The 18,611-nt window shown below is 68.3% G+C and carries 14 protein-coding genes; 6 read left to right on the top strand and 8 right to left on the bottom strand.

The genetic code is table 11. The features are described from left to right. The first annotated feature begins 51 nt into the window (after positions 1–51). Positions 52–3,399: a maltose alpha-D-glucosyltransferase gene (gene treS, locus JHL17_RS23625; protein ID WP_200196942.1), complete on the top strand. Its 3,348-nt coding sequence runs from the start codon at positions 52–54 to the stop codon at positions 3,397–3,399. A 302-nt stretch (positions 3,400–3,701) separates the two neighbouring features. After that, positions 3,702–5,990 carry a 1,4-alpha-glucan branching protein GlgB gene (gene glgB, locus JHL17_RS23630; RefSeq protein ID WP_425599647.1) on the top strand — a complete coding sequence of 763 codons (2,289 nt, stop codon included), beginning with the start codon at positions 3,702–3,704 and terminating at the stop codon, positions 5,988–5,990. 81 nt (positions 5,991–6,071) lie between these two features. On the opposite strand, the gene speB is transcribed toward glgB, so the two are convergent. The 7 genes from speB to argH form a co-directional block, all read right to left on the bottom strand. Then, entirely contained in the window at positions 6,072–7,118 is a 1,047-nt protein-coding gene (speB, locus tag JHL17_RS23635; protein ID WP_200196944.1) for an agmatinase, read from the bottom strand. Positions 7,119–7,151: 33 nt separating this feature from the next. Further along, on the bottom strand, positions 7,152–8,015 hold the full coding sequence (locus JHL17_RS23640; RefSeq protein ID WP_200196946.1) for a polysaccharide deacetylase family protein: 864 nt from the start codon (positions 8,013–8,015) through the stop codon (positions 7,152–7,154). Positions 8,016–8,032: 17 nt separating this feature from the next. Then, complete coding sequence (locus tag JHL17_RS23645) at positions 8,033–9,445, bottom strand: MmgE/PrpD family protein (protein ID WP_200196948.1); 1,413 nt, start codon at positions 9,443–9,445, stop codon at positions 8,033–8,035. A gap of 75 nt (positions 9,446–9,520) precedes the next feature. Then, positions 9,521–10,363: an ABC transporter substrate-binding protein gene (locus tag JHL17_RS23650; protein WP_247893769.1), complete on the bottom strand. Its 843-nt coding sequence runs from the start codon at positions 10,361–10,363 to the stop codon at positions 9,521–9,523. Positions 10,364–10,386: 23 nt separating this feature from the next. After that, complete coding sequence (locus JHL17_RS23655) at positions 10,387–11,154, bottom strand: amino acid ABC transporter ATP-binding protein (protein WP_200196950.1); 768 nt, start codon at positions 11,152–11,154, stop codon at positions 10,387–10,389. Between the two features lie 10 nt (positions 11,155–11,164). Beyond that, a complete protein-coding gene (locus tag JHL17_RS23660; RefSeq protein ID WP_200196952.1) occupies positions 11,165–12,010 on the bottom strand; it encodes an amino acid ABC transporter permease in 846 nt (281 codons plus the stop codon). Positions 12,011–12,074: 64 nt separating this feature from the next. Further along, positions 12,075–13,490, bottom strand: a complete 1,416-nt coding sequence (argH, locus tag JHL17_RS23665; RefSeq protein WP_200196954.1) for an argininosuccinate lyase — start codon at positions 13,488–13,490, stop codon at positions 12,075–12,077. 112 nt (positions 13,491–13,602) lie between these two features. On the opposite strand from argH, the gene JHL17_RS23670 reads away from it, so the two are divergent. Then, entirely contained in the window at positions 13,603–14,517 is a 915-nt protein-coding gene (locus JHL17_RS23670; RefSeq protein ID WP_200196956.1) for a LysR substrate-binding domain-containing protein, read from the top strand. Positions 14,518–14,558: 41 nt separating this feature from the next. Here the strand turns inward: JHL17_RS23670 and JHL17_RS23675 are convergent, their stop codons facing one another. Beyond that, the gene (locus JHL17_RS23675; RefSeq protein ID WP_200196958.1) at positions 14,559–15,029 is read right to left on the bottom strand and encodes a GNAT family N-acetyltransferase; all 471 of its coding nucleotides are present in this window, start codon (positions 15,027–15,029) and stop codon (positions 14,559–14,561) included. Positions 15,030–15,690: 661 nt separating this feature from the next. Here JHL17_RS23675 and JHL17_RS23680 point away from each other — a divergent pair. From JHL17_RS23680 to glgX, 3 genes are read left to right on the top strand one after another with little or no spacing between them, the layout of a single operon-like run. Then, positions 15,691–16,008, top strand: a complete 318-nt coding sequence (locus tag JHL17_RS23680; RefSeq protein WP_200196960.1) for a nucleotidyltransferase family protein — start codon at positions 15,691–15,693, stop codon at positions 16,006–16,008. Further along, a complete protein-coding gene (locus tag JHL17_RS23685) occupies positions 15,998–16,351 on the top strand; it encodes a HepT-like ribonuclease domain-containing protein (RefSeq protein WP_200196962.1) in 354 nt (117 codons plus the stop codon). The genes JHL17_RS23680 and JHL17_RS23685 overlap by 11 nt, the downstream gene beginning before the upstream one ends. 43 nt (positions 16,352–16,394) lie before the next feature. Then, positions 16,395–18,533, top strand: a complete 2,139-nt coding sequence (gene glgX / locus JHL17_RS23690; RefSeq protein WP_200196964.1) for a glycogen debranching protein GlgX — start codon at positions 16,395–16,397, stop codon at positions 18,531–18,533. Positions 18,534–18,611 lie beyond the last annotated feature (78 nt).

Raw genomic sequence — 18,611 nt, forward strand, 5'->3', positions numbered from 1 at the left:
GTGTTCCCGCGACACGTGTTCCGTCAATCGCTTCTCGAAAGTGCTGGACCCATGATCGATCGGCAGGACCGGCTTTGGTACAAGGACGCCGTCATCTACCAACTGCACATCAAGGCGTTCTTCGACGCCGACAATGATGGCATCGGCGATTTCGCCGGTCTGACCCAGAAGCTGGACTACATCCAGGATTTGGGCGTGACGGCCGTGTGGCTTCTGCCCTTCTATCCATCGCCGCTGCGCGACGACGGCTATGACATCGCCGACTACACCTCGGTCAACCCGACCTACGGGAACCTCGAGGATTTCCGGCGCTTCATGGCGGAGTGCCGCAGCCGCGGCCTGCGGGTGATCACCGAACTGGTGATCAACCACACCTCCGACCAGCATCCCTGGTTCCAGCGCGCGCGGGAGGCGCCCGCGGGATCCAACCACCGCGACTATTATGTATGGTCCGACAGCGACCAGAAATACCAGGGTACGCGGATCATCTTCTGCGACACGGAAAAGTCCAACTGGACCTGGGATCCGGTCGCCAATGCCTATTACTGGCACCGCTTCTATTCGCACCAGCCCGACCTGAACTTCGACAATCCCGAGGTTCTGGAGGAGGTGCTGAAGGTGATGCGCTTCTGGCTGGACATGGGGGTGGACGGGCTGCGGCTCGACGCCATCCCCTACCTGAAGGAGCGCGAGGGCACCAACAACGAGAACCTGCCGGAGACGCACGACGTCCTGAAGGCGATCCGCGCCGCGCTCGACGCCGAATATCCGGACCGCATGCTGCTGGCCGAGGCCAACCAGTGGCCGGAGGACGTGCTGCCCTATTTCGGCGATCCGGAGAAGGGCGGCGACGAATGCCACATGTCCTTCCACTTCCCGCTGATGCCGCGCATCTACATGGCGGTGGCGATGGAGGACCGGCATCCCATCGCCGACATCATGCGCCAGACACCCGACATCCCGGCCGACTGCCAGTGGGCCATCTTCCTGCGCAACCATGATGAACTAACGCTGGAGATGGTCACCGACAGCGAGCGCGACTATCTCTGGAACTTCTACGCCGCCGACCGGCGCATGCGGATCAATCTCGGCATCCGCCGCCGCCTCGCCCCGCTGCTGGAGAACGACCGCCGCAAGATCGAGCTGCTGAACAGCCTGCTGATGTCGATGCCCGGCACGCCGGTGCTCTATTACGGCGACGAGATCGGCATGGGCGACAACATCTATCTCGGCGACCGCGACGGCGTGCGCACGCCGATGCAATGGTCGATCGACCGCAACGGCGGCTTCTCGCGCGCCGACCCGGCCCGGCTCTACCTGCCGGCGGTGCTCGACCCGATCTACGGCTTCATGGCGGTCAACGTCGAGGCCCAGGCGCGCAACCCCTCCTCGCTGCTTAACTGGATGAAGCGGCTGGTGGCGGTGCGCAAGCAGCGCCAGAGCTTCGGCCGCGGCGCCTTCTCGCTGCTCTATCCCGGCAACCGCAAGGTCCTGGCCTACATCCGCTCCCTGGAGACGGAAAACGGGTCGGAGATCGCGCTGTGCGTCGCCAACCTGTCGCGCTCGGCCCAGGCGGTGGAACTCGACCTCAAGGCCTGGAAGGGCCGCATCCCGGTCGAGCTGCTGGGCCGCACCGTCTTCCCCCCGATCGGCGACCTGCCCTATCTGCTGACGCTGCCGGCCTACGGCTTCTACTGGTTCGCCCTGACGGCGGAGGCGGAGCTGCCGACCTGGCACGAGACGCCGCCGGAGCCGGTGCCGGATCTGCTGACCATCGTCGTGCGCGACGGCTGGCACAGCCTGACCACCGGCAAGGCGGCGGACGAGCTGGGCCGCGACATCCTGCAGGCCTTCCTGCCCCAGCAGCGCTGGTTCTCCGCCAAGGACCGCCGCATCACCCGCTCGCACGTCACCCTCGCCGCCCAGCTTCCGGGGCCGGGCGAGGGCTTCATGCTGGTCCGGACGCAGGTCGGCCTGGACGGCGACGCCGCCGACCAGAGCTATTTCCTGCCGTTGGCGATGAGCTGGGAGGATGGGGCCGGCGCCACCGGCTGGCCGCTGCTGCCCTACACGCTGGGCAAGGTGCGGCGCGGCCCGCGGACCGGCGCCATCTATGATGCCGTCCAGGCCGACGGCTTCGCCCTGGCGCTGATCGAGGCGCTGCGCCGCGGCGATTCGCTGAAGGCGTCCGCCGGGGACGACCGCATCCGCTTCACCCCGACCGAGGCGCTGACCGCCATCGAGCTGTCGCCGGAGGCCGAGGTGCGGCGCCTGGGGGTCGAGCAGAGCAACACTTCCGTGTTGGTCGACAGCCAGATCGTGCTGAAGGTTCTGCGCCGCCTGGTGGAGGGCGAGCATCCCGAGGTCGAGATGGGCCGCTTCCTGACCGAGGTCGGCTTCGCCAACACCCCGGCCCTGCTGGGCACGGTGGAGCAGGTCGCCGCCGACGGCACGCCGACCGCGCTGGCGGTGGCCCAGGCCTTCGTCCGCAACCAGGGCGACGGCTGGGCCAGCACGGTGGAGGAACTGGAGCGCCAGCTGGAGGACATCCGCCTCGGCGTCGCCGGCACCACCGAGGACGCCGCCGAATCGGGCGAGCCCTTCGGCATGCATCTGGTGATGATGACCACGCTGGGGCAGCGCACCGCCGAACTGCACCGGGCATTGGCGCAGGACACCGGCAACGCCGCCTTCGATCCGGAGCCGATCTCGACCGACGATCTGGCGCGCTGGGCCGCCGCCGCCCGCACCCAGGCGGAGGCCGCCTTCGCCGCCCTGCCCGGAACGCTGGACCGCCTGGCAACCGATGTGCGCGCCGATGCCGAGCAGCTTCTGTCCCGCCGGGCCGAGGCGATGGACCGTCTGTCGGCGCTGGCGGCGATGCCGGCCGGCGGCGTCAAGACCCGCATCCACGGCGATTATCACCTGGGCCAGGTCGTTCGCGCGCAGAACGACTGGTACATCCTCGACTTCGAAGGGGAGCCGGCCAAGACGCTGGAGGAACGCCGCGCCAAGTCCAGCCCGCTGCGCGACGTCGCCGGTATGTTGCGTTCCTTCAACTACGCCGCCTGGGCGGCGCTGTTCCGGCTGGACAGCGCCGGCGAGGGGTCGAACAGCGGCGACAGCCCGGCATTGGCCGCAGCCCGTGACTGGGAGCGCCGCAGCGCCCGGTCCTTCCTCGACGGCTACCGCACGGCGATCGAAGGCTGCCCGGCCTGGCCGGCGGATGATCAGGGGGGCGAGGGAACCGCGCGTGGCCTGCTGACCCTGTTCCTGCTGGAGAAGGCCTTCTACGAGATCGCCTACGAGGCGGCGAACCGGCCCAACTGGATCGGCATCCCGGTAAAGGGCGTGCTGGGGCTGCTCGACGACGCCAAGGGCGACGACGCTGCACGCTAGTCGTACCTGGCGACAATCGCCCTCTCCCGCCCCGGGAGAGGGAGGGGACCCACGCCGAAGGCGTGGGGAGGGTGAGGGGTGATCCAAGACGCCATGCGCTTCTTGATCCTTGCCTCACCCCTCACCCGGCCGCTCCGCGGCCCCCCTCTCCCGGGACGGGAGAGGGATTGCACGTCGAAATGCTATCATCGTGAACGGTTCTTCGGCGGGCATGGTGTGATGAAACTGCCGCGAGTATGTTCACGGTCCATGAAGACGATAGGGCCTCCACGAAGAAGGGCACTTGGCCAATGGCGAGCGACATGACGACGGACACCCGCAAGGACCAGGCGCAGAGCGGCGTCCCCGAAGGCCGCCCCACCGAGCATCAGGCCGCCGATCGCCGGGCCGAGGCCCTGCGCGCGGCGGCGGACGCCATCGCGCGGGCCGACCATGGCGATCCCTTCGCCGTGCTCGGCATGCAGCAGGAGGCGGCCGGCCGCCCGGTGGAGGTCCGCGCCTTCGTGCCCGGCGCCGAGCGGCTGTGGGTGATCGACAGCGCCACCGGCGAGCCGGCGGGCGAGGCCGAGCGCATCCACCCGGACGGCTTCTATCGCGCCGTGCTGCCTGACCGCACGGAGCGCTTCCGCTACCGCCTGCGCGCCCAGTACCCGCTGGCGACCCAGGAGTTCGAGGACGCCTACCGCTTCGGCAACATGCTGGGCGAGCTGGACGTCCATCTGCTGGCCGAAGGCACCCATCTGCGCAATTACGAGAAGCTGGGCGCCCACCCGCGCGAGGTCGACGGCGTCGCCGGCGTGTCCTTCGCCGTCTGGGCGCCGAGCGCCCGCAGCGTCAGCGTCGTCGGCGACTTCAACAACTGGGACGGCCGCCGGATGCCGATGCGCCGGCGCGTCGAGGTTGGGGTGTGGGAGATCTTCGTGCCCCATGCCCGCCCCGGCCAGCGCTACAAGTTCGAGATCCGGGGGCCCAACGGCAACCTGCTGCCGGCCAAGGCCGACCCCTACGCCTTCCAGGCGGAGATGCGCCCGGCCACCGCCTCGGTCGTCCACGGCCTGCCGTCCTACGAATGGCGCGACCAGGAGTGGCAGAGCCGCAAGCTGGCGTCGTCGGACCGCACCGCGCCGATCTCGATCTACGAGGTCCATCTCGGATCCTGGGCGCGGGTGCCGGAGGAGGACAATCGCTTCCTGACCTATCAGGAACTGGCGGAGCGGCTGATCCCCTACGCCAAGGACATGGGCTTCACCCATATCGAGCTTCTGCCGATCACCGAGCATCCCTTCGACGGCTCCTGGGGCTACCAGCCCATCGGCCTCTATGCGCCGACCGCCCGCCACGGCTCGCCGGAGGATTTCAAGGACTTCGTCAACGCCTGCCACCGCGCCGGGCTGGGCGTGCTGCTCGATTGGGTGCCGGGCCATTTCCCGACCGATCCGCACGGGCTGGGCGATTTCGACGGCACGCATCTCTACGAGCATGCCGATCCGCGCCAGGGCTTCCACCAGGACTGGAACACCCTGATCTACAATTTCGGCCGGACGGAGGTGCAGAACTTCCTGCTCGGCAACGCGCTGTTCTGGCTCGACCATTACAAGCTGGACGGGCTGCGCGTCGATGCCGTCGCCTCGATGCTCTATCTCGACTACAGCCGCAAGGAGGGGGAGTGGGTCCCCAACACGTTCGGCGGGCGCGAGAACCTCGAATCCATCGCCTTCCTCAAGCGCATGAACGAGCTGGTCTACGGCCAGCAGCCGGGCGCCATGACAGTGGCGGAGGAATCGACCTCCTGGCCGATGGTGTCGAAGCCTACATACCTTGGCGGGCTCGGCTTCGGCTACAAATGGAACATGGGCTGGATGCACGACACGCTGCATTACATGCAGAACGACCCGATCCACCGCCGCTACCATCACCACCAGATGACCTTCGGGCTGATCTATCAGTTCTCCGAAAACTTCGTGCTGCCACTCAGCCATGACGAGGTGGTGCACGGCAAGGGCTCGCTGATCAACAAGATGCCGGGCGACGACTGGCAGAAATTCGCCAACCTGCGCGCCTATTACGGCTTCATGTTCGCCCATCCCGGCAAGAAGCTGCTGTTCATGGGCGGCGAGTTCGCCCAGTGGAGCGAATGGAGCGAGGCGCGCAGCCTGGACTGGCATTTGCTGGAACAGCCGCTGCACCGGGGCATGCGCGACCTCGTCCGCGACCTCAACGGCCTCTACCGCGAGCTGGAGCCGCTGCACAAGACGGACTGCGACCCGTCCGGCTTCGAGTGGATCGAATCGAACGACAACGAGAACTCGGTCTTCACCTTCCTGCGCAAGGCCGCCGATCCCGGGCACATCGTCATCGCCATTTGCAACTTCACCCCCATTCCCCGCCACGGCTACCGCGTCGGTGTGCCGCTGCCGGGCCGCTATGTCGAGCGGATGAACACCGACGATTCCAAGTACGGCGGCAGCGGCGTCGGCAATTCCGGCGGCGGCATCTATGCCGAGGAGCTGCCCTGGCACGGCCGCACCCACTCGCTCGACCTGACCATCCCACCGCTGTCGACGCTGATCCTGGAACGCAAGGCGGAGTAGCGCGGGACTTCCGAAGGCTGAGGCCGGTATCGGCGCCGGGGCTACGCGGCCCCAGGCACCGATACCGGTTCAGCGGCGGATTCAGCGGCGCGGGTCGGCGCTCTTCAGCGCAACGAGGCAGAGAAGCTCGAACAGGACCTGCGCGCCGATCTGGGCGGTGTTCGTGGTGGCGTCGTACTGGGGTGCCACCTCCACCACGTCGCCGCCGACGATGTCGATGCCGGCCAACCCACGCAGGATCGCCATCACCTCCCGCGGCTGCAGCCCACCCACTTCAGGGGTGCCGGTGCCGGGCGCATAGGCGGGATCCAGCCCGTCGACGTCGAAGGTGACGTAGGTCGGCCCGCCGCCGACCACCGCGCGCGCCTTCGCGATCACCGCGGCGATCCCCATCTCCGCGACCTCCTCCGCATGGATCACGGTCATGCCGGAGGTCTTCGAGAACTCCCAGAGATATTCGGCCCCACCCCGGATGCCGATCTGGATGCAGCGCTCCGGATCCAGCGTGCCTTCCAGCACGGCCTGGCGGAAGGGTCCGCCATGGTGGAACTTCGACCCTTCATAGACGCCGCCGGTGTCGCAATGGGCGTCGATATGGACCATGCCGACGGGACGGTCGCGGCCGACGGCGGCCAGGATCGCCCGCGTGATCGAGTGATCGCCGCCGACCGACAGCGGCGTCACGCCGGAGGCGACCAGCCGGCCGAAATACGCCTCCATATCGGCATGGCAGAGCGCCAGATCGAAGCGGGAGCGGAACGGCACGTCGCCGACGTCGGCGACGCGCAGGTCGGCCATCGGCGTGACCCGCAGCACATGCTCGAAGGGGCCGATGCGCTCGACCGCCCGCACCGCGCGCGGCCCCAGCCGGGCGCCGGCGCGGTTGGTGACGCCCAGGTCCATCGGCACGCCGACCAGCGCGACGTCGAGGCCGGCGAAACCCGCCGCAAACGCGTCCGGACGGAACGGGGCGTCCAGCAGGGTCGCCGGGTCGGAGAACGGCCACTTGCGGCGCTCGCCGTCGGAGAATTGCAACCCCGCCGCCTTGCGGAAATCGGGGTCGTCGATGTCGGCGCCGCCGGCGTCGGCGTAACGGGCGCGCAGGGCGGCAAGCTTTTCGGGCGTCATCAAGGCTTTCCTTTCAGGCAGCGGCAACGGTGCTCAGGCCGCTTCGCAGGCACGGTAATGGGCGGCGATCTCCGCGCCGGTGGCGATCCAGACATCGCCCTTCGCCAGCACGTGACGCAGGAAGTCGCGCAACAGGTGCCAACGCATCGGCCGCCCGGATACCTGCGGGTGGAGCACCATGGTGGTGCAGCCGCCCCAGGCGTGCGTCGCCTCGAACTCGTCGATCCACAGGCTCAGGACCGCGTCGCGGCCGAAGATCGGGCGCGGGTCGACCCGGCTCGTCATGCCGAAGTTCCAGTCGTCGAAGGCGTAATTGACCGGGATCTCGATCGGGCCGGGCCGGTCGTCGTGCAGGAGGTGGCGATAGGGCCGGAAATCGTCGCGGAAGGAACTGGAATAGACGATCCCGCTGTCCGCCAGATAGGCGAGAAGCTCGGGGAAATTCTCGCCGGACGGGGCGCGATAGCCGACCGGCCGGACGCCCAGGGCGCGGTCCAGCGCCTCGAACCCGCGGTCGATCTCCGCGCGGGCAGCATCGAAGGCGGAGCGTTCCGGCCGGCGATGAAGATAGCCGTGATGGCCGATCTCGTGGCCGGCCGCCACGATGGCCTCGCATTGGAGACGGTGGGCGAGCGCGGTCCAGCCGGGGATGAAGAAGGTCGCCTTGACCTTCACCTCTTCGAGCAGGTCCAGGATGCGGGCGATGCCGACGCGGCCGTCCCAGCCGCCATGCGAGACGGTGACGAGACGGTCGCCGTTCTCCGGCCGGTTGCCGATCCAGGCGGTCTCGCCATCCACGTCGAAGCCGACGAAAAGCGCGCTCTTGGCGCCGTTCGGCCAGGGGAAGTCCGGGGCGGGCGGCGCCCGGTTGAAGGCGATCGGGGGAAAGTCGGTCATGGCTGGCTCCCGGCTTATCAGCGGAATGGCTCTGTGGCGGGACGCCCGGCGGCGAGCAGGGCGAACAGGGGGGCGACGTCCTCCACTGCCGGCAGGGCCGCGACGAGATCGGCCAGTGCGGTGACGGATTCCGCCGGCAACGCCATGCCAGCCAGTTCGGCGAACTTGGCCTGCACCGCCGCCGGCGTCATCGGCCGCTCGGGCGAACCGGTGGCCCTCGGCACCATGCGGTCAACACTGGTTCCGTCGGAAAAGCGCAGTTCCACGACCGGTTCGTCGAGCGCGGCCATCGCCGGATCGGTTTCGACGACGATCCGTTCCAGCAGGTCGCGGATGCGGGGGTCGCGGCGCTTCGGCCCGGCATAGCTCGACAGGCCGGCCTCGCCATGGACGGCGCGGAGCGCGATGGCGAGCGGCAGGCTCATCTGTGCCGCGGCGAGCGGCTCGACCTCCGGCCGGCCGCACATGCCGATGAGGAACTCGCTGGCCCGCACGCCGATCCGGTCGATCTCCGTCCCCGGCCGGCCGGTCTCGGCGAGCAGGTCGCCGACCGCGTCGATCGCCGAATGGGTGCCGCGGCAGGCGGCATAGGGCTTCAGCGACACCCGCATGATCCGGTAGACGTGGCCCAGCTCCTCGGTGAAACGGGCAAGGTCGCCGTCGGCATGGCCGAAGCTGCGGAAGAAGCCTCCCCAGACCTCGTCGAAGACCCGCGACGGGCCGGTCATCCCGGCGCGGGCGAGCTCTGCGGCCAGCACGCCGCCTTCCGCGGCGCGGCCGGCATGGATTTTCTTGGTCTGCGCACCGTCGTGGATGAAGGCCCACAGGCCGGAGGAGAAGCTGGTGGCGATGGTGATCGCGTGCGCGGTCGCGGCGGCGTCCAGCCGCCACAGCCGCGCGACCGCGGCGGCGGCGGCGACCGCGCCGCAGGTCCCGGTCGAATGCCAGCCGGCGCCATTGTGCCGGTCGTAGCCGCCGGCAGCCTCCAGCAGGCGGCGGCCGACCTCGTATCCGACGACGACGGCGACGAGAAGCTCCTCGCCCGAAACCGGGCGGCCTTCGGCGGCGGCGATCACCGCCGGCACCACGACGGCACCGGAATGGTCGCAGCCGCCGGTGTCGTCGAGTTCGAAGACATGGGCGGCGACCCCGTTGACCAGCGCAGCGTCACGCGCGCTCGCGGCGCTGCCCAGCGCCCACAGGCGGGCCGGGCCGCCGGAATTTACGCCGACCGTCGCGGCGACCAGCGCGAATTCGTGCGACCGGGTTCCGGCGAGGGCGGCCCCCAGCGTGTCGAGGATATGCACCCGCGCCTTGTCCACGACGGCGGCGGGCAGATCGGCGAAACGGAGGGTCGCGGTGAAGGCGGCAAGGCGCGTCAGCGCGTCCGCTCCCGCGGTCGGCGGGGCGGCGGTCGGATGGGAGGTCATTGGACGTGTCCTGGAAGTCCCCGGGGTGGGGATGGGAGGGACCGCGCCGGGTGGGCCGGCGCGGTTCCCGGACGATCACTTCACCGGTTCGCTGTTGACCAGCACGGTGTCGAGCATCGCGTCGGCCAGCCCCCAGCTGTCGAAGATCTTCTTGTATTCACCCGACGCCATCAGCGTCTTCAGCGCGGCGACATAGGCGTCGCGCAGTCCCGGCTCGGTCTTCGCGAAGGCGATTCCCTGGTAGAGCGAGGTGAAGGGCTTGCCGACGATCACGTAGCTGTCCTTCTCCAGGCCGACGAGATAGGGCAGCGTCTCGGAGCCCTGGACGGCGCCGTCGACGCGGCCCTGCTTCAGCTGCGTGCGGGCATCGGCCGACCCCTCCGACCCGACGACCTGGACGGCCGGCTTGCCCTGCGCCTCGCAATTCTCCTTCGACCATTTGGCGGTCTCATCGGGGAACGAGGTGCGGCGGCTCATGGCGACCTTCTTGCCGCAGAAGTCGGTCGGCAGCTTGAACTCGTCCTTGCGGTCGGCAAGGGTGTAGAACTGGGCGCCGGACTTCATGTAGTCGACGAAATCCAGGCTGTCGCGGCGCTTGGGCAGATCGCTCATCCCGGAATGGATGAGATCGGCTCGGCCGGTGGTCAGCGACGAGATCATCTGCTCGAAGCCGATGTCGGCCCACTCGACGGTGACGCCGAGCTGCTTGGCCAGGGCCAGGCTGAGGTCGATGTCCAGCCCCTTCAGCGTGTTGGTCGCCGGATCCTTGTATTCCATCGGCGGATAGTTCGGCTGGTTGGCGACGATCACCTTGCCGGCGGACTTGATGCGCGCCGGAACGTCCTGGGCAGCGGCGGGGGCGACCGCCGCACAGGCGAGACCGACAGCGACAAGGAGAGCGGATTTCAGGGTCATCATGGTTTCTCCGGGCTCGGGATCGTTCACTTGTGGACGGCGCGGACGAAGGCCGCGCAGCGGGCGCTGTCCGGATTGGACAGGACTTTCTCCGCCGGACCGATTTCTTCGATCCGGCCTGATTCCATGAAGGCGACGGTGTCGGCGACGCCGCGGGCGAACCCCATCTCATGGGTCACGACCACCATCGTCATGCCGCTTTCGGCGAGATCCTTCATCACGTCGAGGACTTCGGAAACCAGTTCCGGGTCGAGGGCGGAGGTCGGCTCGTCGAACAGGATCAGGTCCGGGCGCATGCCCATGGCGCGGGCGATCGCCACCCGCTGCTGCTGGCCGCCCGACAGTTCGGACGGGTAGTGGTCCATCTTGTCGGCCAGACCGACCCGGGCGAGGAGATCGCGGGCATGGGCGACGGCCGCCTTGCGATCCTCCTTCAGGACGTGGATCGGGCCTTCGGTCACGTTTTCCAGCGCGGTCAGGTGGGGGAACAGGTTGAAGCGCTGGAACACCATGCCGGTGTGCCGGCGCTGGCGGGCGATCTCGGCGTCGCGCAGCTCGTGCAGCTCGTCGCCCTGCCGGCGGTAGCCGAGCAGTTCGCCGCCAACCCAGATGGCGCCGCCGTCGATGCGCTCCAGCATGTTGATGCAGCGCAGGAACGTGCTCTTGCCCGATCCCGACGGCCCGATGATGCAGCAGACCTCCCCCTTGCGGATTTCGAGGTTGACGCGGTCGAGCGCGGTGAAGTTCGCGTAGCGCTTGGTGACGTCGATCGCCTTGACGAGGATTTCCGACATCGTTCCCTCCTCAGCCCGTCGCCTTGGGGCGTTTGGTTCCGCGCGCGAAGTGGCGCTCGACGTACATCTGCAGGACCGACAGGATGGAGACGACGGCGAGATACCAGAAGCTGGCCACCAGCAGGAGTTCGAGGACCCGCGTGTTGGCGTAGTAGACGATCTGCGCGTTGTGCAGGATTTCCGAATACTGGATGACGCTGGCCAGCGACGTGATCTTGACCATGCCGATCACCTCGTTGCCGATCGGCGGCAGGATCACCCGCATCGCCTGCGGCAGCACGATCCGGCGCAGCATCATCAGCTGGCCCATGCCGATGGCGCGCGCCGCCTCGTATTGCCCGCTGTCGACCGACAGCAGGCCGCCGCGGACCACCTCCGACGTGTAGGCTCCCTGCTGAATGCCGAGCGCCAGCATGGCGGCGACGAACGGTGTCATCACGTCGACGGTCCGCCATTCCATCAGGCCGGGAATGCCGATCTTGGGGAAGACCAGCGCCAGGTTGAACCACAGCAGCAGTTGCAGCAGGGCCGGCGCGCCGCGGAAGATCCAGACATAGCCCGTGGCGATCCAGGACAGCACCGGGTTCTCGGAAATACGCATGATCGCGAAGAGCACGCCCAGCACGATGCCGATCAGCATGGCCGAAAAGGTCATCAGGATCGTGTTGACCAACCCCTCCAGGATCGCCGGGGCGAACAGGAATTCGCCGACATAGGACCATTCGATCTTGCCGGTGGCGAAGGCGCGGACCAGCGCGGCGAGCAGCAGCAGCACGATCCCGGCGGCGACCATCCGTCCCCAATGCCGGCGGGGGCGCAGTTTCAGATGGCTTGTTCGGTAGATGTCCTCGCTCATCGGTTCAATCCGCCCCCTTCGTCCGTGGTCTTGTCTTCCGGCACGCCGGTCCGGTGCTGGTCGCTTAGCCGGGGCCGGGTCCCGCCCAGACGCGCTGGCGCCCGATCACCGTCTCCAGACGCCCGATCTGCCGGCGCACGCTGGCCGGCGCGGTCCCGTTGTAGCCGGAGCGCGCGGAGACGGCCGCTTCGGCGGTCAGCTGCGCCAGGACATCGGGCCCCAGCCGGGGATCGACGGCGGCGAGGTCTTCGGCGCTCAGGTCGCCGAAATCGCAGCCCCTGGCTTCGCAATGGCGGACGAGCGCGCCGGTGATGTCGTGCGCCTCGGAGAAGGGCACGCCGCGGCGGGCCAGCCAGTCGGCGACCTCGGTCGCCAGCGAAAAGCCGAGCGTCGCCTGCGCCTTCAGCCGCTCGCGGTCCACCGCCATGGTGGCGATCATCCCGGTCATCGCCGGCAGCACCAGCTCCAGCGTGTCGATCGCCTCGAAGGCCGCCCACTTGTCCTCTGAAAGGTCGCGGTTGTAGGCGAAGGGAATGCCCTTCAGCGCCACCAGCACGCCCTGCAGCACGGCGATCAGGCGGGACGAGCGGCCCCGCGTCAGCTCGGCGATGTCCGGATTCTTCTTCTGCGGCATGATCGAGGAGCCGGTGGCGTGGCCGTCGTCAAGCTCGACCCAGGCGAACTGCTTGGAGTTCCACAGGAACACCTCCTCCGCCAGCCGCGAGAGGTTGACCCCCAGCATGGCGGTGACGAACAGGAACTCCGCGACATGGTCGCGGGCGCCGACCGCGTCGATCGAGTTCTCGCACGCGCCGTCATAGCCGAGCTCCACCGCGGCGAGTTCGGGATGGAGCGCGATGGCCGAGCCGGCGAGCGCGGCGCCGCCGAGCGGCGACAGGGCGGACCGCCGCTCCCAGTCCATCATCCGGTCGACGTCGCGGGCGAAGCCCTGCGCATGGGCGAGCAGCTGATGGGCGAAGGTCACCGGCTGCGCCGGCTGGAGATGGGTGAAGCCGGTGGTGATGGTGTCGACATGCTCCTTCGCCTGCGCGACCAGCGCGTTCTGGAGGTCCAGGACATCGGCGGCAAGGCTGCGGATTTTGGTCCGGAGATGGAGCTTCAGGTCGTTGGCCGCCTGGTCGTTGCGGGAGCGGCCGGCGCGCAGCTTGCCGCCGAGCGCGCCGATGCGATCCTTCAGCACGCGTTCGAGGAAGGTGTGGACATCCTCGTCCGCCGGGATCGGCTGCAGCTTGCCGGCAAGGAAATCCTGTTCCACCCCGGCCAGCGCCTGTTCGATGGCGGCGCATTCCTGCGCGTCCAGGATGCCGGCGCGGACCAGTTCGCGGGCGTGGGCGGCGGAGGACCGCAAATCCTCGGGAGCAAGCCGGAAATATTCAGCCGGAGACCGCGAAAGATCGGCCAGGGCCTTGGACGGTGCCTTCTTGAACCGTCCGCCCCAGAGGGCACCTGCGCTGTTCATGTGCAACTCCTCGTTCTGCACACAGAGTGAGCATCAGGAAGCCCCGGCTGGACAAATGAATTGAATTCCGCAAGGGTATTCCAAATCGGAATAGTCACCCGAGGAGGCCCGTTTGCATCTCCCCACCACCACCGCGCTCCGCGTCATCGCCGCGCTGTCGCAGCACGGCACCGTGTCGGCGGCGGCGGTCGCCCTCAACATGACGCAGAGCGCGGTGAGCAAGCAGTTGAAGGCGGTGGAGACGCTGGTGGGACTGACGCTTTTCGAACGCGCGCGGCATGGGCTGGTGCCGACCGAGGCCGGGATCATCTACACCGAACAGGCGCGGGTGGCGATCGGGGCGATGGAAACCGCGGCCATCCGCACCGCGCGGCTGCGCCACACCCGGCCGGTCCTGCGCCTCCATGTCCTGCCGATCCTGGGCGACCGCTGGTTCATGCAGAAGCTGATCGGCTTCACCGACCTGCATCCCGACGTCGACGTCCAGTTCGTCACCTACGCGTCTCGCGAAAGCCATCCCGAAATCGACGTGGTATTCCGTTTCGGCAAGGGCGACTTTCCGGGTTGGACCGCCGACTATTTCCTCGGCCGCGATGTCGCCCTGGTCGGCTCGCCGATGACGCTGGAACGCGGCGGCGGCATCGCCGGTCTCGACGATATCGGCAGATACCGCCTGCTGGTCCATTCCCAGACGCCGCTGGGCTGGGAGCAGTTCTTCGCCGCCCATGGACGCGAGCTTCCGGCCGGGCTGGAGCAGTTCCCGCTGTCCTACTATGCGCTCGTCATCCGCGGAGCGATCGGCGGCCAGGGACTGGCCCTTGTGCCGCGCGTGCTGATCGCGCGGGAACTCCAGTCGGGCGAACTCGTCAACCCGCTCGGCCTCGGTTTCGACAGCCGCAATTGCTACTGGCTGACGACACCGTCGACGCGGCCGCGCGAAGGGGTGTTGAAATCCTTCTGCGACTGGGCGCTCGCCGAGGCGGCGCGGTCGGAACGGGAGACCGCGGCCGAAATCGGCGACGCGTGATCGAACGCTGCCTTGGAGCGCGGTTGGACTGCCGGCTCCTTTCAGGACTCCCGCCCGGCAAGATGGGCCAGCGCCTCGCCGGTCAGGCGGTAGCAGAGCTTCTCGGCCTCCCGCCGCGCACCGGTCGCGTCGTAGAAGGCGAGCAGGCCCGGGTTGCTGCGGTCGGCCGTCCAATCGACGCGGGAATGGCCTTCGGCCAGGGCGAGGGCGGCAAGCGCCTTGACGAGGCCGCGGCCGAGACCTTTGCCGCGATGGGCGTCGTCGACGTAGAGTTCCTTGAGAAACAGCCCTTTGCGCAACCCCGGTCCGGGCCAGATCTCGGCGAAGGCGGCGAAGCCCGCCAGGACGCCGTCGGCCTCGGCAACCAGGATCCGGTTGCCCGGCGGAAGGCGGCGGAGGTCGGCGACGATCGCCGGACGGGTCGGACAGGGGACGCGGTAGTGCGCCTGCATCGCTTCGAACAGTCGGGCGAGTTGCTCCGCTTCGGCGGGATCGAAGGGCCGGATCGTCATGGTCGTGCCTGGAGCGGAGTGATCGGCATCTGGATCGGGGGAGAGGCCGCCGATGCACGGCCAGATTTATGTGTGGACGGCCGCCTCTGTACAGGAAGAAAAGCGGGTCCGGGCGGCTTTGGCGCATGGAGGCGTTGCCGGGCGCGTCGTCCGCAACGTCACGCCGGTGCCGTGCCAGGGCTACCGCGTCGGCGTCCCGCTTCCAGGAACAGCTTTCCATATGCGCTCCGCAAAGGGCGCAGCATCCGGCGGAGCGAAGCCATACCCCCGCCGGCCCTGCCCTCGCCGCCGGAGCTCTTGCCAACGACCATGGTCCCTGCCGGGCCGAAGAGCCTCCGGTGCCGTCCGGAGGCTCGCTGGTTCCCGGCCCGCAGCTCCACGAGGAGCAGTGGATCATGGCCATCGGCATGCTGGCGCGCGGCGATTCCTTCCTCCAGGTCTCCCGCGCGGTGGGGTGCAGCCGCACCACGCCGTGCCGGGCCTGCTACGGCTCCAGGACGGGCAGGATGGAGCATCCGCCGCAAAGCACGGCACTCCGTCCCCCCCAGCGAATGCCATCATTCAAAATCCGCCGCCAACCTCCCTTGACGGCGGCAGAGGGAGGCTTTCTTATTGGATCCCTTGTGTCTTTTCGGAGATCCGGTGAGCCGGGCACTGGCTGATGGTCGATAGGAAACCTCCCCCCTCCGCTGCCGAGGTGGTGCGAACCCTGCGGGCGAACCGCGAGGCGCTGCACCGCCGGGGAGTTCTGCATGCCGCCGTCTTCGGATCGGTCGCCCGTGGCAACGCCGATGCCGACAGCGATATCGACATCCTGATCGACCTCGATCCCGCCCGTCCGATGGGGCTGTTCGAGTACACGCGCGTCACCCTGGACATCGCCGACCTCTTCGACCGGCCGACCGACGTTGTCGATCGCAGGAGGTTGAGCCCCTTGCTGCGGGACAGCGTCGTCCAGGAGATGGTCGATGCGTTCTAAGCTGCCGCACAAGCCCTTGGCCGACATCCGGAGAAACATCGAAGCGATCGGGTCCTTCGTCGACGGGATGAGCTTCGATGACTTCGTGCAGGACCAGAAGACCTGCTACGCCGTCCTGCGTGCCCTGGAGATCGTTTCGGAAGCCTCCCGCCATCTGCCGTCAGATGTGAAAAGCCGACACCCCGACATCGACTGGCGCGCTGTCGCGGGTGCCGGGAACGTCTACCGTCACGATTATGATAGTGTCGATGATGCCGTGATCTGGCACACGATCAACAATGAGCTTACCGCTCTGGAAGCTGCGGTGACTGCCGAGCTGGCACTGCTGAGGACAGACGAATGAGCGCTTTGTCCATTCGTGCGCCCAACAAGAAGGCCGCCCGCTGATGCCCCCCACCCCTGCCCGCACCCCGGTCTGGCCCGGCAAGCCCCATCCGCTCGGCGCCACCTGGGACGGCTTCGGCGTCAACTTCGCGCTGTTCTCCGCCCATGCCGAACGGGTGGAGCTCTGCCTGTTCGACAAGACCGGCCAGCGCGAGGTCGAGCGGGTCACCCTGCCGGAGCACACCGACGAGGTCTGGCACGGCTATCTTCCCGACGCCCGGCCCGGCCTGCTCTACGGCTACCGCGTCCATGGGCCCTACGAGCCGGAGGAGGGGCACCGCTTCAACCCGAACAAGCTGCTGCTCGACCCCTATGCCCGGGCGCTGTTCGGCGGCTTCAAATGGTCGGACGCCCATTACGGCTACCGGGTCGGCTCGACCAAGGAGGATCTGTCCTTCGACCGGCGCGACAACGCCCGCGGCATGCCGAAATGCCGGGTGGTCGACGGCGCCTTCACCTGGGGGCACGACCGCCACCGCCGGGTGCCCTGGACCGATACGGTGCTGTACGAGACCCATGTCCGCGGCTTCACCATGCGCCATCCCGACGTGCCCGCCCATCTGCGCGGCACCTTCGCCGGCATGTCGGCCCAGAGCGTCATCGAGTATCTGCGGGCGCTCGGCATCACCTCGGTGGAGTTCCTGCCGGTCCAGGCCATCGCCGACGAACAGCATCTCGTCACCCGCGGGCTGACCAACTACTGGGGCTACAACACCATCGGCTTCTTCGCGCCGGAGCCGCGCTACATGACCACCGGCGTGCTGTCGGAGTTCAAGACGATGGTCGCCCGCCTGCACGAGGCGGGGATCGAGGTCATCCTCGACGTCGTCTACAACCACACCGCCGAGGGCAACCATCTGGGGCCGACCCTGTCCTTCAAGGGCATCGACAATCTCAGCTATTACCGGCTGATGCCGGACAACCCGCGCCACTACATCAACGACACCGGCACCGGGAACACGCTGGATTTCAGCCATCCGCGGGTGGTCCAGCTGGTGATGGACAGCCTCCGCTACTGGGTGACGGAGATGCATGTCGACGGCTTCCGCTTCGACCTCGCCACCGTGCTGGCGCGGGAGCCCTACGGCTACGATCCCGGCTCCGGCTTCCTCGACGCGGTGCGGCAGGACCCGGTGCTGGCCGACGTCAAGCTGATCGCCGAGCCGTGGGACGTCGGTCCCGGCGGCTATCAGGTCGGCAATTTCCCGCCGGGCTGGGCGGAGTGGAACGACCGCTACCGCGACACCGTGCGGCGCTACTGGCGCGGCGACGACGGCATGCTGCCGGAACTGGCCGGCCGCATCGCCGGCTCCGCCGACCTGTTCGAGAAGCGCGGACGCCGCCCCTGGGCCAGCGTGAACTTCATCACCGCCCATGACGGCTTCACCCTGCACGACCTCGTCTCCTACAACGACAAGCACAACTGGGCGAACGGCGAGGAGAACCGCGACGGCCATTCGTCGAACTGCTCCTGGAACCACGGGGTGGAGGGGCCGACCGACGATCCGGCGGTGACCGAGCTGCGGGCGCGGCAGAAGCGCAACATGCTGGCAACGCTGATGCTGTCGCAGGGCACGCCGATGATGCTGGCCGGCGACGAGCTGGACCACAGCCAGGACGGCAACAACAACGCCTATTGCCAGGACAACGACATCACCTGGCTCGACTGGGGCAAGCGCGATGGAACGCTGGTGTCCTTCGTCCGCCGGCTGATCGCACTGCGCCGCGTCCATCCGGTGCTGCGCCGCCCGCTCTTCCTGCATGGGCGGGAGGTGGCGGCCAACGGGCTGAAGGACATCGTCTGGTACAATGCGCAAGGGGTGGAGAAGACGGCGGAGCATTGGCGCAACACCCAGGCGCGCTGCATCGTCCTGCTGCTGAACGGCCGCGCCGGCACCCATGTCGGCCCGGACGGACAGGCGCTGTCCGACGGCGTCCTGCTGATCGTGCTGAACGCCCATGCCGACACCCTGGCGGTGACCCTGCCCGACGTGCCGGGCGGCCGGGGCTGGCGCTGCGTGCTCGACACCCGCGCCGCCGACGGGGCGGGAGACGAGCGCATCCACCTCGCCGGACGGTCGGCCCTGGTCGACGGACGGACGGTGCTGGTCTTCACCCTGGTGGAGCAGGCGGGCATGTGAGGGCTGGGACAGGGTGGGTGACGCGGTTCCCTGCGATCCTTTGCCCACTGGCCGTCTCCCGGCCGGAGATGCTACCGC

Origin of the sequence: Azospirillum endophyticum, from assembly GCF_016595245.1 — a bacterium.
Classification (GTDB): Bacteria; Pseudomonadota; Alphaproteobacteria; order Azospirillales; family Azospirillaceae; genus Azospirillum; species Azospirillum endophyticum.